Genomic DNA, 24130 nt, shown 5'->3' with positions numbered 1-24130 from the left:
TATTTTTTCTAATGCAAAATATGTAATTCTATTCTTCTATATGAGTACAAGCGTTTAAGTCTTGCACTCTAGTGGTGATAAACAGCAATATTTTTAGACAAGGTTAGTAAAATCGAATACTAAAATCACCTTATCCGATCCTGTTTCCCCAGTCATTATTTGTGGATTGAGATCTGACGGGGTTGCATTGCTTCTGGGACTTCACGGACGAGGTCTACGTGCAGCAAACCATTTCCCATACTCGCTGCTTTAACGGTTACGTAGTCAGCCATCTGGAATTTACGTTCAAAGTTACGCTCTGCGATCCCTTGATAAAGGTAATTAGGTTTAGTTTCTACAGGCTGAACTTCACCGGAAACGATTAACATATTTTCGTTCTGGGTAAGAGTTAGTGCATCTTCAGAAAAACCAGCTACAGCCATCGTAATACGATAGTTGTTTTCGTCTTTCTGCTCGATGTTGTATGGAGGGTAGCCATTACAAGATGGCTTATTCGTGCTACTCTCCGCTAGGTTAAATAGACGTTCAAAACCAATGGCATGACGGTATAGCGGAGAAAAATCTACATTACGCATAATACTATCCTCATAAATAAGCAATAGTTCTTAGTGTTTAGTACACCAAGACCGGAGACAGACTCTATTGCACCACGTAGGCGCCGTAAGACATATGTTCCAGGTGTTAACAGGTTTAAGGAACTCGCTAATGTCGCATACTACAACGTCAACGTTCCTTGATTACAATTGCCCTAGCTTCCCTAAGAAGGCGAAGTGGGCAACTTAAGAACTTCATCTGTCAGTTCGTTTTTTAAAATATTATCCCAAGAGAAACCTGTCAATACTAACATTAGGTTTTTTTGGTCATTTATAAATTGTTAATTTAGCAAAAGCGCTAGCTCGATTCTGTCAGATTCGATCTAACAGGTTCTTCGCTGGCTCATTCCTACACACAACCCAAATCGCGGGCCTGGATCTGTCAGCATATAATGTATTTTAATGTGACACCCTAAGCGCCAAAACGCACATCAAAACAAAACCCTGAGCACTTAAACGTCCCCTCCCCCTTTGTCACAAATCGCAATGCTGGAAATACTGACCCGTAGTTGGTGTACAGAATGATGTGATCCGCTCGCTCGTGAAGAAACCATTCACCAAAGCCAGCGCCATTTAATTCGATGAAAAAGTCACGGATTTCATGGAAAGCAAAACGACGCGACCCCAATAGCGGAAACTGCTGCTTGATAGCTTCAACGAACCCTTGGTCTTTTAACGCTGCAATATCAGCCTGCTGCTCGGGCGATTGACGACGACTGAACATTTTCAAACGCTGGATTTTGGAAACCCAATCAGACTTTTTTTTCGCCTCATCACGACACTTTTTGACTTGAGAGCGCAACTTCAATACCGCCAAAGGACTAGAGATATCATTTTTTGGTGAGCTTTCGTGCCCCAGCGGCGAAACGCTGGTCGATGAATTTGAATTAGAGAGAGTTGGGATTGAGTTTTGTTGCGCCATGAGAATTTCCTTTCTGTTTGAGTATCACTTTTCGGAGCCGCTTGGCTGTCCGCTCTCTCAACATCGTTCTGCTTTGCAAGGGCGCACAGCGGCAAAGCCTCCCTTGAAAAACAGGTTGTGGGGAGAGACGGTTAACAGCCTGCGAACCCAAAAATGAAGCGAGTGAAAGAAATCGGCGCATAAGAAAACAAGCCCTTATTCGAACTTATTCAAAGACAGAGAGATCAACGAGGAGAGAGGACGAGGTGCCTCGAACGAAGAGAGAAGTGCCTTGGGTGATTGTTCTCAGGAACGTAGAAGCTCATCGAGCAGGCTCGATAAAGCAACTCAAGTTGTCGACAGAGGAGCAAAACGAAGGAATAAACCGAGCGGAGCGAGAACGTCCCAGTGAAGAAGCATCAACAACAGAACCACTCTATTAGAGATAAAACGAAGCACACGTGATAAAAATCAAGTGATAACGACCAGAAAATGAACCATGACCTATGTCCTTATACAATTCATCTCACCTTTCTCTTTGAGAAAGCGTTCATACCTCCTTTTTACTGTGCCACGATCGAGTCCCAATACCTTTGCAGCATAAGTATAGTTTCCTAGGGAATGAATCATGCATTCATCCAACAGCCCCCCTCCACCGCTTTCATCACCACACTCATATCAGGATCGCTATTAGAACTGACATAAACCAACAATCGAGCAGCAAGACATTTCCGAACTTTCAACAGATCGACTAGCATTTGCTTTTCAGTCCTATGCAGTAGCAGATGAATAACTTCCTGATCATCAATATGACCCACTTCCACTCGATAGGTTCCTGTACCTTGGACTTTATCAATCAACGTATTTAATCGATGAGTTTTAACCTTCTTAGAAAAAGGTTTCATTTTCTAACATTGAGGCAAAACACTGCTGTTCAAAGAGAGCGGTCAACATGATGTAGAGCTCATCCTAATGAGTGAATTTGGCTTGATAATTGAGGTTAATTTCGTTCATTTGCCATAAATTTTCCTCTAGGTGGCCCTTGGCATTCCTGCCTATACTCAGCATGGTCTTCAGCTCTTTCTTACATTTAGAATATTGAGGCTGTTTTATCTTTGGCTTGATGAACTCTACCAAAAACTCATTTCTTTTTTTTGTAGGCCAATAGGCTTGGCTTTGGTCAAATGAATAATAACGAGAGGGGAGGCGTTTGAAATCGTTTGGTATATTGCTTGATAGTACTTTAAGTTAAGGCTCATGAATGGTCGCTAACTCTTATAATCCGGTGGAAGAACGTCCGAAAAGCCTGAGCTCAAGGTAGTCAAGGTGATACAACCGCGCCTCAGCCCAAACATAATTAACAATTAAGGCGTGACTTGAACACGCTAAGAATAACAAGGTTAATCTCGTTATTTAAGTTTATTCAGTACGTTGAAGAATTCTTTGAATTCAACCGTAAATAGAGCACCGACTATTACTGGTAGACCGCTATTAAAAGCGGACCTGCTTAAATTTCCCAACGCCGATAGCAGATCGCTCTTTTAAAATCACGTCTAGTGCTCTCTCAAATACGTACTTATTGCCCTTAATTAAGTCTCGTGCACCACCACTGTTAAACCAGATGAAAGAATAATATTCAGAGTAATTTGATAAGGTTGTTTTGAAAACAACCCCCATTGTCCCCGTTTAGACACCCATCAAACTTAAACCTTTATTAATTAAAAATATTCTTTAAAGGTTTAATTTGTATCTTTAGTGCTTTATATTGGTTACATGAAATTAAGGCATTAAGGGCACCCAATGACCACCATCATCGATTCATTAGAACTTGTTTGTGAACGTATGCAGCAAGAGCAGTCAGATCTGAAAGCCGTTATCAAAGAGCGTATGCAGATCAAAGTAACTGATACAGAAATTGAGGGGAGTGTCGATAGGCTTATCTATAATCACTCATTGAAGAAGAAAGAGCTTCAAGAGCTGTTTGGCTTATCTCGTGTGACCTTCAATTCTAGAATAGATGAAGCAACCGAGCAGGGCGTCGTTGGCGCTCCTATTATCCAAGGACGCACTCACCTGTATAATCGCTTCGACGTCGCCAATATGATGGAGTTCATGAACTTTCCTAAGTACAACCAGCGCTTTGAACCGACAACCGTTGTAGTGGAAAACCATAAAGGGGGCACTGGCAAATCCACCACGACAGTAACCCTAGCGACCACTGCTGCGCTTGATCTTAATCTTAATGCACGCTGCCTAGTGATAGATTTAGATCCCCAAGGCTCAACAGGCCAAAACCTGATTCATCAAGCCGACGATGAATCAGTCTACATGACAGCTGTTGATATCGCGCTAGCAGGCCAAGAGCCCGAAGGTGATTTTTCTCAATACCTTAATGACTACCGTTATGACGAGTTAGTTAAAGCGATTCCGTTTAAGACTCACCTCCCTAACTTAGATGTGATTCCTGCCTTCCCATCAGACGAACGCTTTGTCGATTCTTACTGGGGGCAAGATGAAATAGGTCAACGGAATTTGCTGAGTGTGTTGCGTGAAAAAGTCTTACCCATACTTAAAGAAGAGTACGACCTAATCTTCATCGATACGCCCCCACAGAACTCTCCAATTCTCTGGGCAGTGAATGAGGCGGCTGATGCGGTCTTGATTCCAGTCACCCCACGAGAGTTTGATTTTGCCTCAACGAGTAACTACATGGCCACTATGCCAGGTACATTTAGAGCATTACCATCACAAGGAAAAAATTTAAAGTGGGCTAAATTGCTTCCAGTGAACTTCGATGAGAAGAGCGCTCATGAAGTTAAAGTGTTTGATAAATTGCTGCGGGCGGCGCAAGGGCATTTGTTATCAACAGCGATCCGTCACTCTGAAGCGTTTGTCGCGGCTGCGGAAAGCAACCGTACAGTACTGGATATTCGAAAATCAGAGCAGATTTGTAGTGGTAAGCAATTTGATTTAGCTATGACATCGGTGAATGCCGTGTACCACCAATTCATCACTGAAATTAAGCAGCTAGCAACAAAAGGGCTATAACATGTTACGACCTCAAGACAAGCGAACCGGCTTTAACCAAGGCAATCAATTAGGAAAACGAGTTAAAGCCGAACCCCCTAAAAAAACATTCACGTTTGCTAGCGGTAAAACAGCCACTGCAGAAAGAGTGGTGGTTAAATCAGATGAACTTGAAGTTAAAACTGCAATTCACCCTTTAAATCCACGTCGCCAAGATTCGCTCACGCTTGATGCTGTGCGTGATATATTACCAAGCGTTCAGGAAGAGGGCGTACATACTGAAGGCGTCGCGACCAAAGACGGGCGGGGCACTTACCAGTTACTTGATAGCTCACGTCGCCGTTTCACTTGCATCCATGCTAAAAAAGATTTACCTCTATGGGTTATTGAAGGGGAGATCGACCAAGCTGATTTGATCGCTTTTATTCAAACTACTCAATCTGTAAAGCGCTTGTCTTACCGAGAATTGGGAGCTGATTACAAAAGCGTGATGCAAGCACAAGGCTTTACGAAGCTCGATGAACTAGCTGACTATCTGAATATTGGACGTGAAACTTGCCGGAAGCGCTTTGCTGCAGCATCAGTTGATCAGCGTTTGATTGAGGTCTTTCCTGATTGCGAAGGGATCCCAAATAGTTACTACGCTAAGCTGGCTAAAGTGGAAAAGCAGTTAGATAAAGAAGGTACTACAACGGCACATTTCATCAGTTCACTTAAGGTGGATGTAGATAATTTAGTCTCTGTAGAAGATAAACAAAAGCAAGTTCTTGCTCAGATGGAGTCGAAGCTTTTAAAGGGTAAAGATAAAATAAGCTGGAAGACTAAACCATTAGCGCTGTTCGATGACAAGAACAAGTATGCAAAGGTATCTCACAGCAGTGATAAGCGGGGGCTTAAGATTGAATTGAGTAGATTGCCCGTTGAGGTGTATGACGATATCATACGGTTTGTTTCTGAAAAAGTGCAAGATAAGTAAATAACAACCCCGCCAATGAGCGGGGTTTTTAATGGGGACAATGGGGGTTGTTTTGCCCTATGAACAACAAACCACCTCATTATTTAGCAATTTCGCCGTAAATCCTCGCCCGATGAGGGCGGGGATATAAGGCGTAAGACGCGATAGCGTCTTAATCTGGGGTCGATTGACTTTCCACATAAGCTTTTAACGTTTCAATAGTCGCACCGCCAGCAGTGCAAGCAAAGTATGAGCGAGACCATAGGGCAGAGCTTTTACTTTGCCTCGTAAGGTGCGTGTTTTGTAGTCGTAGCATACGGGATGAAACAGCTTTTAAGTTGTTAACCATTACACTGATTGAAAGTTTTGGAGGGTATGAGATCAGTAAATGAACGTGATCCTGTTCACCATCCATTTCTATCAATTCACACTCAAGTTTTACACACGCTGACTCAAAGGCTTCTCTTAACTGTTCGATCATAACTCCAGTAAACAACTTGCGTCTGTACTTCGTTGTAAATACTAGATGAACGACCAACTTGCTCACGCTGTGCCTTTTTCTGAGGTAATCTTGAAGTAACTCTTTGTTGTGCACACTCACTTTACAATCTCCACATAAGACAATAATATAAAGTAATTATACATGTGAGCACTGAAATATTAAGAGCAACAAAAATACGCATTTACCCAACGCAAGAACAAGCTGAGTTTTTAATCGCTCAGTTTGGTGCCGTACGTTTTGCGTATAACAAAGCTCTGCATTTAAAATCGCACATGTACCGCAAGCATGGCGTCACACTGAATCCCAAAAAGGATATAAAACCACTGCTTGCCGTTGCCAAGAAACCCCGTAAATACCACTGGTTGAAGCAATATGATTCAATCGCCTTACAGCAATCGGTGATCAATCTTCATCAAGCCTTCGATAACTTCTTTAATCCGAAGTTGAAAGCCAAGTATCCACAATTCAAACGTAGACATGGCAAACAGTCGAGCTATCACTGTGTCGGTGTAAAGGTGCTTGATGGGGCAATTAAGCTTCCAAAAATTAAGCCTATAGAGGCGAATGTTCACCGTGAGATTACAGGTGTGGTCAAAAGCATCACTGTAAGCCTGAGCAAGACAGGTAAGTTCTACGCATCAATCCTTGCGGATGATGGAGTGGAAGCCTCAAAACCACTCCACACGGTAAGAACAGTGACAGGTGTCGATCTGGGCTTATCTCATTTTGCGATTGAGTCAAACGGCAGAAAGACAGCCAACCCAAGATTTGTAAAACGCGCTGAGAAGAATCTCAGACGTAAGCAGCGTCAGCTATCCAGAAAAGCAAAAGGCAGTGCTAATCGTGCAAAAGCTCGAATACTTGTTGCTAAATGCCATGAAAAGGTAGCGAATGCTCGCGCTGATTTTCAACACAAACTCTCTCGAGCTCTCGTTGACGAAAACCAAGCGGTGATAGTTGAGACATTGAAATCAGCAAATATGATGAAAAACCGCAAACTAGCAAAACACATTGCTGATGCCTCATGGCATAGCTTTGTTGCGAAACTGGAATACAAACTGAAAGAGCAAGGTAAGCACCTAGTAAAGCTCGACCAGTGGTACGCCAGTTCTAAGACATGCCACTGTTGCGATCATAAAATGGAAGAAATGTCTTTATCAGTTCGCAAATGGGATTGTCCGTCTTGCGGTACAACGGATATTGATCGCGACTTAAATGCCGCCCTTAATATTCGTGATAAAGGCATTCTAGAATTAAAGGCGGCTGGACGGTCGTTTCTGCTTATGGAGGCTGCGTAAGTCTCGATACTATCGAGCAACGGCTAACGAAATAAGAAGCATCGCCTGATAAGGCGGTGAGTAGTCACATGTCATAACAAAGTTGATGAATATAAAACTTGAGATCAGTATCACTGAAGGTAACAAATTTTTAGTGTTAACTGCAAAACACTAAAAATCTGTTACCTGAAAATCATAATTCCATTAACTCTAACCTGTGATAGAAAATAGAATCAAACTGCATATCTGCAGGCATTACGATAATACCCATCCTAACACTTTCAATGGCGAGTTTATGGTGTTTACTTAACTCACCATTGACAGGGTATGAAAGTACAATATTAAAGGCTTCTTTTGCGAGTTTTAACATCGGGTTATCAGGTGCTAGCTCTTCAGCTAACTTTGCTCTTTCCAATGCCTCACCTTTATTGTCACTTTTTTGCTTCCATTGGAAAAGGAACTCAAGCGCAACAATACTCTTTCCTCGATAACGAGCTTTATAACCATACGATCCAGACTCTTCATCAACCAAAAAGCTTAGCTCTTTTCTCACTTCTTCGTTAGAAGCAAGCTCTTCGATTGGCTTACGAATACATCGTTCCATGAAGACCTTGTTGTTGGTGTAACTGGATTTGGTTAACTTCCCTTGCTCATCTAAGAGACCGAATAAACCATGTAATTGCGCTATCGATTGCTCATGCAACTTCATTCCAGGCTTTTTAAAGCGAGATAGAATAGTGTAAAAGCGCTTAGAATGTTCTGACTTCAAACTACGAAAAGATAAATGGTTAATTTGAGCGTGGCCAGCTGACTGAGCAAGATAAGCATCCATTAATTCAGCGTTAGGCACCATAATTAGCGCCCCTTTTTTATACGCAACTCGACTAAAAAGAGGCATAAAATCAAATTCTTGATCAGCATCGTTCATTAAGCCTACTTTGCGCGATGAGAGCCTTTTAGCCATAGGCTTTAATGTTGGATAAAGCTGCTTTGCTGAAAGACCAAACCACTCCTTTAACACTTCAGATTGAAACGTATATTCAGGTGCGTATACGTGTCGACCTTCCTGATACGCAACCCAATGGTCTTCGTGTAGTCGAGAGAGGAAGAGTGCAAATGTATCATGCTCTCTCGCCGTCAGTCCTAGCTGGCTAAAAACTAAAGCATGGCTTTTCTTAAAAAAGTCATTAGGCAATTCACGGTAGTCTTCAGTTGTGATCAACTGTCGATGGTCAGTCATAGTAATTAGTTTCAGGTAACAGATTATTAGTGTAGTACAAGGATAAGACTAAATTTCAGTAACCTCAAGAACGTAATTCACAATTTTAGACTAAATTCCTGTAACCTTAATAGAAATACTAAAATGAAACACTCAATATCAAGACTTATGGGATAAAGTCTGTTTGGACACTAAAAAAATGTAACCTTCACACTAAAATTTAGATCAATAACACTAATTTCTTGTAACCCCTAGACTAATTAAAAGATCAACAAGACTAACTACAAGATCAATCACACTAATAATATGTTGCCAAAACCTCAATATCATTATGATTTTAAAGTGTTTTTTATCAATTATAGATCTTATATAAATTATAGATCATATAGAGGTTATATACTGTTATAGAGATTGTGGATAATGTGGATAAACTCAATTTATTAAATAAAAAAACTACTTATCCACATAAAATAAAGAATATTAGAAAAACTAGCTTAACGTTCATCGATCAATGTTTTTCTACTTTCCTACTACGGACTTCCAATTTCCGTAAGTATTGGTGCCATAAAGAGTAACGAACGCATAAACCTGACGGGCAACGCTTTGGCGTTGCTTTGTCGGATTTGTGTATGGACAACTATTCGCTCGTTCCTCACGAAAGTTGTCCATACACAAATCTAGGTTTAGAAACCTTCAATATATGATCTGAGGGAGATCTTTTAATCTCGTTGTATATTGGGGCGACAAAAAGTACGGTTCATCAGCCACTTCTGAGTGGCTTTGTTTCCGTAATCAACCCACTTTGTCTTTTGATGTCATTAGGCGACTCGATAGCTCTCGGTCATACCAAGCTGCATAAATCGATTTAATATTGATGCCGCTTGCATCATTTCCTGTTGTTGATTGTTAAAGTCTCTACTGTGTAATTTGGGGCCAATAATTGTTTTGTAACGCTACATTGCATTATCTGAGACATTCCGTTTTCCATACTGCTTTGTCTTTTGCCTGCGCGTGGGACTTAATGCAGAGTACACCACCAAATTGCTCACCCTTTTAGGGTTATGAGCGTCGTCAGCATACAGATTTTCTTTGGGAGGAATCGCTATGTCAGTTTCTGGAAATTCGCTCGCTAATGCGTCATAGACGTCATCGGTATCGTATATTTTATCTGCTGAAATATGGCCAACTTCCACATCAACTTGCCCACACAATTCTTCGACAACCTGAAAATGGTTCTATCGCAAACTTTGAAGCTTTAGGTTAGGATTTGTTCAATTTCCACTCAACACTCTGAATCGTCATGTTTAAAGGCTGCCACTTTCCCTCTGAAGTCATTCTCGAAACCGTACACTATCTCTATCTGGCAGGGTAGTTGTCACTGTTAGAATTTAACCAGTTTGGGCGATAAAGAGTAATTGTGTCTCGTATCTCAGTAGAAAGAAAAGAAGCGATATTGAAGAAGTGTCAGAAGACGAAGGAATTAGCACTGCGCCCCTGTATCATTGGCGCCAGCAACTCAGACATTCAGGAGCCGCCGTCCCAAATACCAACACTTCATCAGAGCAGTGGTCTGCTCAAACTAAACTTGCCATTATCGCTAAAACCTACTCAATGATAGAAAGTGAACTCAACCAATATGATCGTGAAAAAGGTCTTTTTCCAGAACAAATCCAAAGCTGGCGCCGCGAATGTATGCAAGGGTTTAAGTCGAGTAAAGAGCGGGAAGCTGAAGCAAAGAAGCAGGCTAAAGCTGACAAACTTGAAATCAAAGAGTTGAAGAAAGATTTACGACTCAAAGAAAAAGCGCTCGCTGAAACGGCCGCCCTCTTGGTACTAAGAAAAAAGCTGAGAGCCTTTTACGGGGAAGAGCCAGAGGACGACTAACCTCAACCGATGAAAGGCAGACCATAGTGACGATTATCCTTGAAGCGAAGCAATGCGGATGCCGTTTAGAGCCAGCTTGCCATGAAGTTCAAATTGACTTGAGAACGTATCGTCGCTGGTATCAGCAAGGTGAAGTCCAAGCTGACAAAAGGCCATATGCATCAGACCAGAGCCTGCTAACAAGCTGTCGCAGGAAGAGCGTGAGGTGTGTAACCGCTCTGAGTTCGCAAGCTTGCTTCCAACTCAAATCGTCCTGACACTGCTTGAGAGAGGTGAGTATATCGCCTCTGAGTCGATCTACTATTGAGTGCTGAGTACGCAGGGGCAACTTCACAAACGAGGTCGTCAGCGGAGCAGATAGAAGCAAACGAAGCCAACCAGTTACACAGCGACGGACTCGAACCAATTTTATGCATTGGATATCAATTACTTACCTTCAAGGGTTCGAGGCCAACACTATTACCTGTATGTCATTGAGGATATCTACAGTCGAAAAATTGTTGGTTATGAAGTGTATGAGCATGAATGCGGTGAGCTGGCGTCACAACTTCTGCAACGAACGTTGATGCGAGAGCAATGCTTCAATCAAGCACTGGTTCTTCACTCAGATAATGGTGCACCGATGAAGTCGCTGACGTTTAAAGCAAAAATGGAAGAGTTAGGTATTACCTCATCGTATAGCCGGCCAAGAGTCAGTGATGATAACCCGTATGTCGAGTCATTGTTCCGTACAGGAAAGTACATGCCAAGCTGGCCAGCAAAGGGCTTTGAAACAATCGATAGTAGTCGAAGTTGGGTTGAAGCCTTCGTACGCTGGTACAACACCGAGCATAAGCAGAGTAAGCTAAATTACGTCACGTCACGCCTTCAGAGCGTCACAATGGAAAAGATAAAGATATCTTGAAGCGTCGTGTAGAGGTATTGCTAGCAGCAAAACAGCGAAAGCTTGAGCAGTGGTCTGGTGATATCAGGAACTGTGCGCCTGTTGGTGACATTCACCTAAATCCAGAAAGAGAAGCTGCTTAATAAGCAAGAAAATGATGACAACTACCTTGAAAAACACCGGAATCCCAAGGCTATAATTTTGTAGATTATCAATATGGAATTTCGTTTACACCCGATTTCAGATAATAAGTGCGACAATCCCCTTTAAATTGAAGATTAGACAAAATTCAATCCTAGAAACTCACTCTAACTTTTACCAATCAATCAAGCTCATCTAAGCGGATAGAGCCCTTTCCTTATGTTTGGTGTTGTACTACAACTAGTAGATATACATTTATATTAATTAGGTTCTAGTTTGTTCGTCCTTTTACTGGTTTCGTAAGAATTCGTGTCGTCAATCGTTGATTTGGAGTATGTATGACTGGGAAGCCTCGGACCATAAAGCTATCTTTAAGTATATTAATATTGTCACTCAGTGCAACAATAGCGTGTTGGTCTATGGCACGAAATTATGTTGAACGCAATGCTGAAAGCCGTTTTACTAATTATACCCAAGACGTTAAAGCGTTGATCCAAAATCGCATGTTGAATTATCAACAGGCCCTCTCAGGGGGCGTTGCTCTATTTGCTGCTTCTGAACAGGTCAATCGTGAAGAGTGGGCGAATTATATCGATAAGTTAAATCTTGGCTTGCATTATCCTGGTATACAGGGGATTGGTGTTTCAATTCCTATTTCGGCGCGAGATAAAGAGGCGCATGTGCGGCAAGTTCGGGCGGAAGGTTTTCCTCAGTATGAGATTAAACCTAAGGGAGCGCGAGATGAATACACGGCCATTATCTATTTGGAGCCTTTTGATGCTCGCAACCGGCAGGCATTTGGCTTTGACATGTATTCTGAAGCCGTTCGGCGTCAGGCTATGTCTACGGCAAGAGATACAGGAAGAGCTGCTTTATCCGGTAGGGTTGAGTTAGTTCAGGAGATTACTGAGGATAAACAAGCTGGTTTTTTGCTTTATTTACCTATCTACAAAACGCTTTATTCCCCTGATACAGTTGAAGAGCGAAGGGAGGCCTTTGTTGGTTATGTTTACAGCCCATTCCGCGCAAGAGATCTCATGCAAGGTATCCTTCAATCTAACGTCTCAACGGTAAGCTTTCGGTTATATGATGGCGCAGAAGACACCCCTAATAGTTTGCTGTATGACGGGAATAGCGCCTTAAGTATTGTGGACGAGCAATTCATATCGACATTTCGACGCTCGGAGGGGATTAATGTTGCAGGTCGAGATTGGACGATCATCTATACTTCTACCCCCGTGTTTGAAGCCGGTCTCGATTTTTCGCTGCCTCGTATTGTTGCTGGAACTGGGGGGCTCTTAAGTATTCTGTTTTTTTTCCTTTTTCGGATGTTGATTGTTTCACATCAAACAACTGAAAAGCTGCATCATGAGGCCTCGGCGAGGAGAGAAGCCGAAGGATCCCTTAAGAGCCTAAACCAGGAGTTAGAAAATCGTGTTAATGAACGCACTCAAGAACTAAAGCGACAAGAAGAGCTCAATCGAATGCTTTTAGAGAGTTTGAGTGAAGGGGTGGTGGCTTGTGGCGCGGACGGAAATTTAACTTTATTTAACCGTACAGCAAGAGAGTGGCATGGATCTGACCCATTACAGATTCCCCCCGAACTCTGGAGTAATTATTACAATTTATATGAAGGTGACGGGCGAACACCGATGGCGAAAGAAAACATACCGTTGCTTAGAGCATTTAATGGTGAGCATATTCAAAATGATCTACTTTGCATAACCGCTAATGGTCAAAGTCCCCGCTTCGTCTTGGCCAGTGGAGCTCCGATTTGTGATCTCGATGGTAAGCGCCTAGGTGCTGTGGTTGCTATGCACGACGTAACTGAAAATAGGCGTCATGAACGTCGTTTCATTGATATTTTTGAGTTTGCACCTGATGCTATACTGATAATAGAGAGGGGGGGTTGTATTACTCAGGCCAACAGCCATTCTGAGGTTGTTTTTAATTGGGGGAAAGATGTACTTAAAGGCCAATTAATAGATCGATTTTTACCTGGTATTTATTCAAATATCAATAGCTCTTTCTTCGAGAATGAAGAATTGGGTGAAGGAGCTCGTGTTGAGCAACTCTCTACCATGGCTAGACGTAAAGGGGGGATTGATTTTCCGGTTGACATTAGTTTAAGCCCTGTTGAGTCGGAAAAGGGCTTGCAGGTGGCCGTCGCTATTCGGGATATTACCCAGCGTGTTCAGTCAGAGAGGAAAAATAAAGAAGCGATGGCTATGCTGAATGCCATTGAAGATGGGGCATTTATCTTTGATCCAGAAACGCTTCGCCACAGCTATGTTAATGAAGGTGCCGTTTGTCAACTTGGTTATTCCAGAGAAGAGTTGTTGGATCTTACTGACGTTGATTTCAAAGTTGAGTTCGATGAAAACCGTTACCGGAAGTTGCTTGAACCCTTGTTAAATGGCGAACAGCAGGTTGTCCATATTTCTACTGTTCATAAACATAAAGATGGTCATCTCATTCCAGTCGAAGTCAATCTTCAGTACATTTTTCTACCTGGAGGGAAAAGGCGTTGTATTTCAATGGTTAGGGACGTAACCGAACGTCATCAGGCTTTACGACAACTTGAGGAGGCAACCAAGCAGCAAAAAGCGGCCAATTTTGTCATAGAGCAGGAGCGTAAAAAACTTGCCCAACGGGTGTCTGAACGCACAGCGTCATTACGGTCAACAAATGAAAAGCTAGAGCAAGCTCGAATTGAGGCGGAACAAGCAAGCCATGCTAAATCGGCTTTCTTGGCGGCAATGAGCCACGAAATACGGACGCCAATGAACGGGGTTATTGGTATGTTAGAGGTTTTGTCACACAGTCAGCTGGAGTGCCATCAAGTTGATGAAGTTAAAACTATTCATGACTCTGCGTTTGCCCTGCTGAGGCTCATCGATGATATTTTAGATTTCTCAAAAATTGAAGCTGGTAAGCTAGATCTTGAAAAATTTCCGGTATCTGTCGAAGAACTTATAGAAGGGGTATGCTCCTCGCTTGTCTCCGTTTCTGAGAAGCAAGAGGTTGACTTGCAATTATTTATTGCCCCGATTTTTCCAAGCTATATTTTGTCTGATCCAATCCGGTTGCGGCAAATTTTCTATAATTTAATTGGTAATGCAATTAAGTTTAGTGGTGGTCGTAAGGAAAAACGAGGAGACGTCTCAGTCCGCGTGAACATTGTTGATAATAAAATGGTTGTCAATATCGAGGATAACGGCATTGGAATATCGTCGGATGCCTTAGCTATGTTATTTACTTCTTTCTCTCAAGCTGAGTCATCCACAACGCGTCGTTTTGGGGGGTCTGGGTTAGGATTGGCGATCTCGAAGCGCTTAGTGGACTTAATGGGCGGAGATATTAAAGTAAACAGTCAGTTAGGAGAAGGCTCTACGTTCACAGTTAGCTTACCTTTAGCAATTTATCAGAAAGAGATCTTACCACCTTTATCGTTACTCTCAGAGACAAAGTGTATCCTAGTTGAGAACTCAGTATTTGATACTGACGCTCTACGAGTTTACCTCGAGCATTCGGGTGCTAATGTTCAAGTTGTTAGCACCCATTCCGAAGCGTTACGTATTGCTGAGTTGCTTGAAGAGGTTGTCGTTATAATTATTGGTCCGCAAAAACATGTCCCGGAACTTACCATCGCTTTTCTGAAAACATTGAAAAGTTCACGAATTGAAAGTGGGTATATTAGGCACTTGTTGATGACTCGAGATCAGCCTCGGCCCCTGAAATTTGAATCCCCTGAATTTGTTGCTCTAAATTGTAACCTATTGCGGCGAAAAGAGTTTTTACAGTCTGTTTCAGTGGCTGCCGGAATTGTTTCGCCTGAAATAATACTTGATCAAGTGGGGGAAGAGTCTCTGCCGTTAACTGCGGCACCGAGTGTGGCACAAGCCCGTGCAGAAGGACGGTTAATCTTGGTTGCAGAGGATGATAGCATCAACCGAAAAGTCATCCTTAAACAGTTGAGTCTACTAGGTTATGCGGCAGAGGTTGCTAAGAACGGATTGGTGGCTTATCAACTTTGGCAAGAGGGAAGTTATGCGTTGCTATTAACGGATTTACATATGCCGGAAATGGATGGTTATGCATTAACGGAAGCGATACGACAGGATAACTTGGAGAGGGCACAAAAACCTATCCTAGCTTTGACAGCCAACGCTTTGAGAGGTGAAAAGAGTCGAGCCAAGGCGGTAGGAATGAATGATTACCTTACAAAACCTGTCCAGCTTCATTTACTTAAAGAGGCTCTTGAAACATGGTTGCCCAACCAGAATGGAGTGCCTGAACTTGGATTACTTGAAGAGGAACAGCCTAGGGACTCTGAAATATTGACTGTCAGTAAGCTCGCTGAGCTTGTCGGAAATGAGCCAGCTGTTATGTGTGATTTTTTGACTGATTTTTTGAGTTTAATGACAAGACAGCAGGAACAGTTAAGAGCCGCTTCTTCCGCTAAGGATATTAGAGAAGTGAGCAGTATCGCTCATAAGCTCAAATCTTCATCTCGTTCAGTGGGCGCGATGAGATTAGGTGACTTGTGTGCCGAGCTTGAAAATGCTTGTACTATAGGTGATGTCGCAGTGGTGGAGTTGACCATGACTCTGTTAGATAAGTGTTTTGCAGAGACGGAAGAGGAAGTGATCTGCTACCTTGATAAAAAAATTATATAGGAGAAGTGTATGGCGATAATGTTGATTGACGATGAGCCGTTTTTAATGAAGTTGCTTGCTCATCAATTAAAGGATTTTGTGAATGAAAAGGTTGTTGTTCATCAATATGAACATGCTGTTGATGCTCTTCAAAAATTAGAAATGCATCCTGAAGAGGTAGAACTAATTTTTTGTGATCTGCAGATGCCAAAGATGGACGGAGTAGAGTTTGTCCGTCACTTGGGGCGTATAGGCTACCAGGGAGGTGTTATTTTGATGAGTGGTGAAGAACAAGCCATTCTAGACAGTGCTAAAAAGCTGGCAACCACTTATCAACTTAATATTTTTGGTTGTCTCCATAAGCCTTTTAGTCCCACTCAGTTAAAAGAAATTATTGAGCATCAGGCCGCTCATCTAGAGACGGAATGTTTTGATGACCTGAAAGAGTATTCTGAAGCTGATCTGCGTCGAGCTATTCAACAAGGTGAGCTAATCAATTACTACCAACCACAGGTCAGGCTTCGAGATGGTGAAATTGTCGGTGTAGAAGCTTTGGTACGTTGGCAACACCCTAAAGATGGCCTAGTGTTACCTGATAAATTTATCCCACTTGTTGAAGAGTATGGACTGATAGATGACTTGACGATGGTTGTCTTAGCTAATGCTCTGGAACAGAGCAAACGTTGGCAATCTGTGGGCGCAAAGCTTTGTATGTCAATCAATATTTCAATGGAAAGTCTGACGTCCTTGGAGTTTCCAGATAAGATTCAAAACATTGCACATGAGGCTAGAGTCCCATTGTCAAACTTAGTCTTGGAAGTAACGGAAAGCCGGCTGATGAATGATCGGCAGTTAGCGTTGGACATCCTGACACGACTGCGACTTAAAGGTGTTGCTTTATCTATTGATGACTTTGGGACGGGGTATTCCTCGTTGGCCCAGTTACGAGATATTCCATTCAGTGAGCTTAAGATCGACCGAAGTTTTGTGCATGGGGCCCATAAAAATAAGTCTTTACGCGTGATTTTTGAAGCCAGTTTCAAGATGGCCCAGCAATTAGGAATGCAGACCGTGGCTGAGGGAGTGGAAGATCTTGAGGATTGGGTGTATTTACGTAAGATAGGGTGTGATGTCGCACAGGGTTACTTTATTGCCAAGCCAATGTCTGAAAATCATTTATCTCGATGGTTAGATGAATGGGAAGGCGTCGAGAGCTAACCCTCAATTCAAGAGTAAATGGTGTCAATATTGAATCACTTATGCACCTCTGCCGTACTTTTCCTTCTAAATCATTTGCAAGTCTAAATATCTAGTCTAGAATTCAAATCATAAATAAAACAATAACTTATATTAAGGGGGCTACGGAATGAAAAAATGGCTTAAATCTACAGTCATCGGCTTATTTGTGGTTGGCTCTACGCCAGCTATAACAGCCCCTTCTGTTCTCAAAGTATATCTAGACTCGGATCGAACCGTGCATCTAGCCTCAGCGGAGGCAATAGAAATGGGTGTAAAAACGGCTTTTTCTCAGCATGGTAATCAACTTTTTGGCATTCCAGTAGAGTTCGAAGTACTTGACCATCGTGGGAATACGGCGCGAAGCAAGCTCAATATGCAGCGCTACCAGAAAGACCCTAATGGAATTGTTTTCTTCGCCGGGTTGCATTCTTCCCCCCTGATAAAATATCGCGATTATATCAATGAAAGTGAACTGTTGATTTTGGTGCCATGGGCTGCAGGCGGTCCTATAACTCGCTACCCGTCTGAGAAGAATTTCGTATTTCGCCTCTCTGTTGACGACACAAAAGTTGGGGGGAAACTGGTCTCAACAGCAATCAATAATGGTTGCCAATCTGTTGACTTATTATTAGAAAAAACGCCTTGGGGTAAGTCTAATTACAAAACGATTTTCCAATCAGTAGCCGACCACAGCACACACTTAAAAGCTCGGGTTACTTGGTTTAATTGGGGAATTGACGAGGCTCTGGCTCGTGTGATAGCCGCCGATCTTAATCGAACCGGCGTTGAATGTGTCCTGTTTGTAGGGAATTCACGAGAAGGCCCCTTATTAGTCAAAGCTCTCTCTGATCTTGAACAACCACCAAAAATTTTCAGTCATTGGGGGATCACCGGAGGTGGTTTCTCTCAGCGAGTTTCATTTGATGCTCGCCAGAGAACTGCCTTAAGCTTTGTTCAATCTTGTTTTAATTTTTATAGCTCTCCGGAGAACGATCTATCGAAGGAGGTATACCGCCAAGCTACGGCGCTATTCCCTGATAAGTTTACAAATGATTTTATTGACGCCCCAGCTGGCTTTGTGCATGGCTATGATCTGGCTAAAGTATTTATTCAAGCCGCACAAAGTATCACCCTCACCGATGATATGGTGAATAATCGACAGCTACTTAAGCTGGCGTTGGAGCAGGTGGACACACCGGTTCAAGGTTTGGTAAAGACGTATGAACAACCATTTAGCGTTTATGACGTGGCACATCCTGATGCTCATGAGGCGCTAGGAGCCGATGATTTGTGCATGGCGAGGTACACTCAAGTGGGAGCCATCAAGCTGTTAGATTCAGCTAAGATTAATAAGGCAGATTAATGATCTATAAAGCTCGACCAAAACTCAGTGGTATTCAGCTTTACGGTGTATTTTTGTTTATCTCGATGGTTGTGTTCGCTCTTATCACTTATGGACTTTTAGAGCAGCAAGCTCAGCAATCAATAAGAAACCTGGAGAAAATCAATACCTCAATTAAACTAAGTACGGCAGAGAGTTATATTAGCCAATCCCTGAATAATACCGAAAATTTAGCGATGAAAATTGCCTCACATCAAGTGGTGATTTCTACCGCTTTAGGGGGGGGGGCTACACCACAAGAGATTAGTGATAGACTAGCAATCGTGAAACCAGTGACGGGTAAGCACTATATTGTGATCTTGGATATTCTTGGTGACCCAATTTATCAAGAGTTAACCTTACCGGATGAACTGTTCGCTCAACTGCACACTAAGATTGAACAAGGAGATCTATCGAGTGTGTTTAGGGTATTTACCTTTCAAGATGATAGTAATAACTTAATGGTTGCTCTTCCAATACTGTACAACGGTTTTCTAGAAGGTTTACTTGTGTATGTGAAGCCATTTGATATTGACGCCTTTTTATCACCGTTGAGGTTCTCCGAACAATATCAAGTAAGTTTAATTCAAAGCGATAATAGTTGGGGTATGCCTCCCCCAATTGATTGGACGCAACATACAACATACCTCCCTAGATACGACTTGGATTTAGTTTACAGTATTAACCCTGCTATCTATCAAAACAATCGTAACCAATTTATCCGTTCACTCATCGTTGCGTTATCGATAGCTGGTGCGTTGACATATATATTGGTCTATTTTACAGGTAAAAAGCTCCTCATATCTCCTTATCAGTCACTAGAAAAGTCTGAGCGCCGATTAAAAAAAGTAGCCATTGAAGCCCAAACCGCAAGTGTCGCTAAATCACAATTCATAGCCTCTATTAGTCATGAGTTGAGAACCCCTATGAACGGGGTTTTGGGGGCAGCTCAACTGCTGACACAGTGTAAAAATAAAGATGAGCGTCATGAGCTTGAACAAACCTTGCTCTCTTCCGGGCACCATATGATCTCAATTCTCAACGATATACTAGATTTTTCTAAAATTGAGGTTGGTAAGCTGACGCTTAATCTTTCTGAATTTAAACTGGCTGACCTACACAATAAAATTGAAAATAGTTATCGACCCTTATGCTTAGATAAAGGTATAACGTTTGAAGGAACGGCCTATTCTGAAACATCAATACACCTAGTTGCCGATGAGACCCGGTTAGCACAGATAGCTCTTAATCTTCTCAATAATGCGTGGAAGTTTACTCAAAAAGGGGAGATCCATTTTTCTACCCGGCTCACGCAAATGAATAACAACGATTATCTAGAAATTAAGGTGTCTGATACGGGAATTGGTATCCCCGCAGAGAAACAAGCAACGATATTTGACCCATTCACTCAGGGCGATGGGAAAACTACGCGTAAATTTGGCGGGACTGGACTTGGCTTAACTATTATTTCCAAGCTCGTAGATACTATGCATGGCACGCTTAACTTGGAAAGTAAAGTAGGTGTAGGGACACGCTTTATCATTTGCGTGCCTGTCAAAGTTGTATCACAGCCTAGAGAGCAAATAAATGAACCAATGAAGTTATTTAATGGCGAAGGGCTGAAAGCTTTGATTGTTGAAGACAATCGTGTAAATAGCATCATCCTATCTAAATTCCTAAAGAAAAGAGGTTTTAAGTGTGATATTGCCCTTGACGGACAAAAAGGTTTTGAGCAAGCGAGCAGAACCTTTTATGACGTAATCATGATGGATAACCATATGCCTATTATGGATGGTACTGAGGCTACGAAACGTATTAAGGCTTTATCTTCACCCTATAGTGATAGCATCGTCATCGCTTGTACCGCTGATGCCTTCGAGGAAAACCTAACTAAAATGCGTGAGGTTGGCTGCGCAGAAATCATCACAAAACCAGTCAATGAGGGGGTGTTAGATTCGGTCTTTAATCAATATCTGTCAAACCAAGCTGTAGAAAAGGCCAACAGTCCATAAATTAATCTGCATGACTAGCTTTGGGCACAGAGAGAAATGTTAGGTATAAAAAGCATAGTTTTCATATTCAGTTTGGTTGTGTAACAGTAATCTTATGCTCCGGGCGTTTTTGCGGGGAGGTCACTATTGCCCAGCTCTTTCTAAAATTCCTCGACACCATTGTCTCAGTTTTTCCCCAAAAAGATTGACAATCGCTGTTCTAACGCCATGAGCTTATAGTGTACATACTTGTCGCCGAGTTTGGTTATCCGGTTTAACTTAGGCTTTTACTCGTGAAACATTATTTCGGAACCAAGCAAATAAACCGCAGTTTTTATTAAATAGAGAACCTTTTGCTTTTGGAAGCGAGTGTCATTGTAGCGGTTTGGCAGCTAATTCCTTAATTCTTCATGACTCGTTGAATATTGGCAGCGCTAAACACATACGCTTGAGCGGGTAGCTTGCTATGAGTAAGTATATAACCAATGTGGTTCAATGGAACTAAATCAAGAACCTACGATCTGGTCAGCTACATCCACTCTCTCTCGCAGCCCTATTCCTAAACCTCTTTACAAAACAACCAACTGGAAGCAATACAACCAATCACTCATTAACCGTGGTTCTCTGACCTTTTGGTTTGATGAAGAGGCGATAAGCGGTTGGGCGCAAAGCAAACAGAATAAGCGCGGGAGACCACGTCGGTTCAGTGATTTGGCTATCACGACAGCACTCATGGTGAAACGCGTGTTTTCTATGCCACTGAGAGCGCTATAAGGATTTGTCGACTCGCTATTTAGATTTCCATGTTCCATTAAGTTGTCCACATTACACCTGCATCAGCGTAGAGCTAAGCAAGTTGGGGGCTCATTTAAGGAGCAATACAGCACCTAGCCACTGATGTTACTGGCCTTAAGGTTTATGGCGAAAGCACATATTGCAGTCGATACAAGCACTCATGAAATTATTGCAGCCGAGCTAAGTTTATCGACGGTTACAGATGGAGAAGTCCTCCCTAACTTACTGAAACAAACACGCCGAAGCCTCCTTGAGGTGTCTGGTGATGGCGCTCACGACACGAGAGCGTGGCACGCAGCTATTAAGATTAAGCGAGTCAGAAGGAACAACCTTCTGGGAGCGTGGTCACCCCCGAAATCTCGCCGTGGGTTGCCAGAAGTTATACGGCTCACATAAGTATTGGAAAGAGCGGTATGGATACCACAGACGTTCACTGTCAGAAACAGCGATGTATCGAGTTAAACAGTTGCTAGGAGGGCGATTGAGCTTAAGAAATTACAATGCGCAGGTGGGTGAAACTTACGCGATGATAAAAGCGTTGAACAAGCTTACTGGGTTAGGTATGCCTGAAACTTGTCGTATTGACTAAAAAGCATGCGAAACGGGGTAGCTCTATCTCTAAATTTAATTACGCAACAAAACCGCTCTTAGGATTTCTCGATGCCGCTAAAAATTGTCATAAGTTTTGTGTTCACTCTTATCGTGAGCGAGACATATTCTATTTCGCCCCTGTTTCTTTGCTTCATATAAAGCATTATCCGCTAGCTTAATCACCTCTTTGACTGTCTCCGCTTGTGAGAGGCTAGCGCATCCTATAGAGATGGTCACTTGCTGATCTGATTCGTATTCTAGGGGGGCTGTGAGGTTTTGTTCACTCACCAATATTCTTAAGTTATCAGCGATCTTGCTGGCGATTTCAAGATCTGTTTGAAGAAGTAAAATAGTGAATTCCTCTCCACCATAACGACAAACTAGATCAGAAGAGCGTGTATTGTTTTTCAGAACATTAGCGACGAGCTGCAAAACTTTGTCCCCTAGTAAGTGCCCATAGGTATCATTGAATTGCTTAAAAAAATCAATATCTATTAATAGTAAACTATTTATTTCCTGGTTCAGGTTTTGTTGCTCAAATACTGCTTGGATTTTTTGATCGAACTCTGATCGGTTATACAATCCAGTTAACCAGTCAGTAATTGCGGATTTATGGAGTTGTTTTTCAAGGAGGCGTCTACGTTTATCGAATTGCTCATAAGTAATACCACTAGCCAGCATTGTAAAGGTGATATACGTACAGACCACCACTACATAGATAGCAAAACCGCTGGTTTCATCATCCAAAATATAAGTGGTGAGGAAGCCGCCAGCTAGGCAAAATAACAACCCAAAGATTAACTGCGTACGCGCTATTTTCGCTCCTAAAGTAGGTAATAAGAGTGTTTTAAGTGCGCCTCGGTGGGCTGTGAGACCAAAAATTGATATGGTTAAAAAGAACCCTAATATAGTGGTGACCGGAGACATCTGGCCATAAAATGAATCAATACCATAAGCGTAACCAACGGCTGAGACAAATGGGAGGAAAATAGCGGTAATGGCAAAAATTTGTATTAGATACCAAGGACGTCTATTTAAGAGGAAAAAAATGGCTATGACAGCAAAAAGTTGCATTACTGATGTATTAAACCCCATCTCGATGGGAGACTCTGCGTGAAGTGGGGTATCAAAAAAGATGAAATAACTTAGAACAGGGTCAATTAAATTAATTCCAGTACTTTGTTGATAGAAACGAATGACAAGTATGAAAAAAGCAAGGCTTACGAGGCTTCTGGTTATCTTCAGACTCTTTTTCCGCCAAATACAGGCGCAAGAAAGAAGTAAAAAGATAAAAGCAGTTATAGGATGCGTAGCTGCCCCATGGCTTGTTGGTCGATAGAGCCATTTAATATCAAAAAGATAGGAAGCTAAAATGAGAACAGACAAAGCTGCAATCACCTTGCAGAAAACTTGGCTGTAAAAAAGAGTGAGTGAAGTGAGTGCTCGTTTTTTTTTTGCCATTTATATATCGCCTTCATTGGGTGTCTTAGGACTTAACTTTTATAGATAATGATTCAATCTAGGAGATTTTTCCCAAATACTGCGTTTAATATTATCATTAATAAGGATGGGGATCCCGCCTTCGGTTTCAGGCCTATCGAACTAACTTAAACAAGGCTTCTGTTTCGTTTCTATATGAATATTGATCTTGTTGTTAACAACAAGATCAAATCTTCCTACTGCAGGAGGGGGGAAAGAAGCGACTATTTCGCGATCAAGAAATCATCAAGTGATTTACCAGCATCAAGCTGTTCTTGAATTATGGAAGGGGTGCGACTTTGACCAGTCCATGTTTGTGCTCTGCCGTTCCCGTCGGTGTATCTATATTTAGCAGGGCGAGGCTTACGTTTACCTTTTGTGTTCTTTTTTGATTTTCCTGATAGAGCTTCTATGAGAGCTTCAACATCAACCTTGATGTGATTTACGATTTCAGCGAATTTTGTTTCTTGGCGTTTAAGAAAGACGGTCGTTAACTTCTTAAGTGCTTCTTCAAGTTCCTCAAGTGTTAATTCACGAGAGAACGCCCGAAGCGAGCGGATATTAAGGGCTTTGTTGCGTAATTCAATGGAACTAAATCAAGAACCTACGATCTG

Annotated in this window: 16 protein-coding genes and 2 pseudogenes; 10 read left to right on the top strand and 8 right to left on the bottom strand. The window is 42.1% G+C overall.

Translation table 11 applies throughout. The annotated features are described in order from the left end of the window. Nucleotides 1–155: 155 nt before the first annotated feature. Both AB4589_RS14630 and AB4589_RS14625 read right to left on the bottom strand, forming a co-directional pair. Nucleotides 156–575 carry an Hsp20 family protein gene (locus AB4589_RS14630; RefSeq protein WP_017091829.1) on the bottom strand — a complete coding sequence of 140 codons (420 nt, stop codon included), beginning with the start codon at nucleotides 573–575 and terminating at the stop codon, nucleotides 156–158. A gap of 430 nt (nucleotides 576–1005) precedes the next feature. Beyond that, nucleotides 1006–1515: a hypothetical protein gene (locus AB4589_RS14625; RefSeq protein ID WP_102421416.1), complete on the bottom strand. Its 510-nt coding sequence runs from the start codon at nucleotides 1513–1515 to the stop codon at nucleotides 1006–1008. 245 nt (nucleotides 1516–1760) lie between these two features. On the opposite strand from AB4589_RS14625, the gene AB4589_RS14620 reads away from it, so the two are divergent. Further along, nucleotides 1761–1937 (top strand): hypothetical protein, encoded by a 177-nt coding sequence (locus tag AB4589_RS14620; RefSeq protein WP_158008840.1) that lies wholly within the window; start codon nucleotides 1761–1763, stop codon nucleotides 1935–1937. A 183-nt stretch (nucleotides 1938–2120) separates the two neighbouring features. Here AB4589_RS14620 and AB4589_RS14615 read toward each other — a convergent pair whose 3' ends face one another. Next, on the bottom strand, nucleotides 2121–2399 hold the full coding sequence (locus tag AB4589_RS14615; protein ID WP_017098235.1) for a hypothetical protein: 279 nt from the start codon (nucleotides 2397–2399) through the stop codon (nucleotides 2121–2123). A 64-nt stretch (nucleotides 2400–2463) separates the two neighbouring features. Then, the gene (locus AB4589_RS14610) at nucleotides 2464–2631 is read right to left on the bottom strand and encodes a DUF2913 family protein (RefSeq protein WP_017098234.1); all 168 of its coding nucleotides are present in this window, start codon (nucleotides 2629–2631) and stop codon (nucleotides 2464–2466) included. A gap of 663 nt (nucleotides 2632–3294) precedes the next feature. On the opposite strand from AB4589_RS14610, the gene AB4589_RS14605 reads away from it, so the two are divergent. Both AB4589_RS14605 and AB4589_RS14600 read left to right on the top strand, forming a co-directional pair. Continuing rightward, complete coding sequence (locus AB4589_RS14605) at nucleotides 3295–4542, top strand: ParA family protein (protein WP_372100909.1); 1248 nt, start codon at nucleotides 3295–3297, stop codon at nucleotides 4540–4542. A 1-nt stretch (nucleotide 4543) separates the two neighbouring features. Continuing rightward, nucleotides 4544–5497, top strand: a complete 954-nt coding sequence (locus AB4589_RS14600) for a ParB family protein (protein WP_198594978.1) — start codon at nucleotides 4544–4546, stop codon at nucleotides 5495–5497. Between the two features lie 151 nt (nucleotides 5498–5648). On the opposite strand, the gene tnpA is transcribed toward AB4589_RS14600, so the two are convergent. Continuing rightward, nucleotides 5649–6077: an IS200/IS605 family transposase gene (tnpA, locus tag AB4589_RS14595; RefSeq protein WP_102535129.1), complete on the bottom strand. Its 429-nt coding sequence runs from the start codon at nucleotides 6075–6077 to the stop codon at nucleotides 5649–5651. Between the two features lie 44 nt (nucleotides 6078–6121). On the opposite strand from tnpA, the gene AB4589_RS14590 reads away from it, so the two are divergent. Continuing rightward, complete coding sequence (locus AB4589_RS14590; protein ID WP_372100907.1) at nucleotides 6122–7276, top strand: RNA-guided endonuclease InsQ/TnpB family protein; 1155 nt, start codon at nucleotides 6122–6124, stop codon at nucleotides 7274–7276. Between the two features lie 172 nt (nucleotides 7277–7448). Here the strand turns inward: AB4589_RS14590 and AB4589_RS14585 are convergent, their stop codons facing one another. Continuing rightward, the gene (locus AB4589_RS14585; protein WP_371692335.1) at nucleotides 7449–8495 is read right to left on the bottom strand and encodes a replication initiation protein; all 1047 of its coding nucleotides are present in this window, start codon (nucleotides 8493–8495) and stop codon (nucleotides 7449–7451) included. 1431 nt (nucleotides 8496–9926) lie between these two features. Between AB4589_RS14585 and AB4589_RS14580 the strand changes: the two are divergent. The 6 genes and pseudogenes from AB4589_RS14580 to AB4589_RS14555 all read left to right on the top strand — a co-directional run bounded on the left by AB4589_RS14580 (nucleotide 9927) and on the right by AB4589_RS14555 (nucleotide 22035). Then, nucleotides 9927–11384: pseudogene (locus AB4589_RS14580) on the top strand (IS3 family transposase). Nucleotides 11385–11801: 417 nt separating this feature from the next. Beyond that, complete coding sequence (locus AB4589_RS14575) at nucleotides 11802–16061, top strand: CHASE domain-containing protein (RefSeq protein ID WP_372100905.1); 4260 nt, start codon at nucleotides 11802–11804, stop codon at nucleotides 16059–16061. Between the two features lie 9 nt (nucleotides 16062–16070). Further along, nucleotides 16071–17258, top strand: a complete 1188-nt coding sequence (locus AB4589_RS14570) for an EAL domain-containing protein (protein WP_017097882.1) — start codon at nucleotides 16071–16073, stop codon at nucleotides 17256–17258. 148 nt (nucleotides 17259–17406) lie between these two features. After that, nucleotides 17407–18642, top strand: a complete 1236-nt coding sequence (locus tag AB4589_RS14565) for an ABC transporter substrate-binding protein (protein ID WP_102535132.1) — start codon at nucleotides 17407–17409, stop codon at nucleotides 18640–18642. After that, nucleotides 18642–20672: an ATP-binding protein gene (locus AB4589_RS14560; RefSeq protein ID WP_102535133.1), complete on the top strand. Its 2031-nt coding sequence runs from the start codon at nucleotides 18642–18644 to the stop codon at nucleotides 20670–20672. Before AB4589_RS14565 ends, AB4589_RS14560 begins: the two co-directional genes overlap by 1 nt. Nucleotides 20673–21206: 534 nt before the next feature. Continuing rightward, nucleotides 21207–22035: pseudogene (locus tag AB4589_RS14555) on the top strand (transposase). A gap of 77 nt (nucleotides 22036–22112) precedes the next feature. Here the strand turns inward: AB4589_RS14555 and AB4589_RS14550 are convergent. Then, nucleotides 22113–23498 carry a GGDEF domain-containing protein gene (locus tag AB4589_RS14550; protein WP_372100902.1) on the bottom strand — a complete coding sequence of 462 codons (1386 nt, stop codon included), beginning with the start codon at nucleotides 23496–23498 and terminating at the stop codon, nucleotides 22113–22115. A 242-nt stretch (nucleotides 23499–23740) separates the two neighbouring features. After that, nucleotides 23741–24103 carry an H-NS family nucleoid-associated regulatory protein gene (locus AB4589_RS14545; protein WP_069595600.1) on the bottom strand — a complete coding sequence of 121 codons (363 nt, stop codon included), beginning with the start codon at nucleotides 24101–24103 and terminating at the stop codon, nucleotides 23741–23743. Between the last annotated feature and the right edge of the window lie 27 nt (nucleotides 24104–24130).

The sequence above is a fragment of the Vibrio sp. 10N.222.49.A3 genome, assembly GCF_041475145.1.
Classification (GTDB): Bacteria; Pseudomonadota; Gammaproteobacteria; order Enterobacterales; family Vibrionaceae; genus Vibrio; species Vibrio tasmaniensis_A.
Note: the sequence above shows the minus strand (reverse complement) of the source record. Positions and strands in the feature narration are given on the sequence as shown.

Coding starts and splice junctions, on each gene's coding strand:
- AB4589_RS14600 (WP_198594978.1), top strand. CDS start 4,544: ATGTTACGACCTCAAGACAAGCGAACCGGCTTTAACCAAGGCAATCAA.
- AB4589_RS14570 (WP_017097882.1), top strand. CDS start 16,071: ATGGCGATAATGTTGATTGACGATGAGCCGTTTTTAATGAAGTTGCTT.
- AB4589_RS14550 (WP_372100902.1), bottom strand. CDS start 23,498: ATGGCAAAAAAAAAACGAGCACTCACTTCACTCACTCTTTTTTACAGC.
- AB4589_RS14630 (WP_017091829.1), bottom strand. CDS start 575: ATGCGTAATGTAGATTTTTCTCCGCTATACCGTCATGCCATTGGTTTT.
- AB4589_RS14575 (WP_372100905.1), top strand. CDS start 11,802: ATGGCACGAAATTATGTTGAACGCAATGCTGAAAGCCGTTTTACTAAT.
- AB4589_RS14605 (WP_372100909.1), top strand. CDS start 3,295: ATGACCACCATCATCGATTCATTAGAACTTGTTTGTGAACGTATGCAG.
- AB4589_RS14625 (WP_102421416.1), bottom strand. CDS start 1,515: ATGGCGCAACAAAACTCAATCCCAACTCTCTCTAATTCAAATTCATCG.
- AB4589_RS14585 (WP_371692335.1), bottom strand. CDS start 8,495: ATGACTGACCATCGACAGTTGATCACAACTGAAGACTACCGTGAATTG.
- AB4589_RS14615 (WP_017098235.1), bottom strand. CDS start 2,399: ATGAAACCTTTTTCTAAGAAGGTTAAAACTCATCGATTAAATACGTTG.
- AB4589_RS14560 (WP_102535133.1), top strand. CDS start 18,642: ATGATCTATAAAGCTCGACCAAAACTCAGTGGTATTCAGCTTTACGGT.
- AB4589_RS14565 (WP_102535132.1), top strand. CDS start 17,407: ATGAAAAAATGGCTTAAATCTACAGTCATCGGCTTATTTGTGGTTGGC.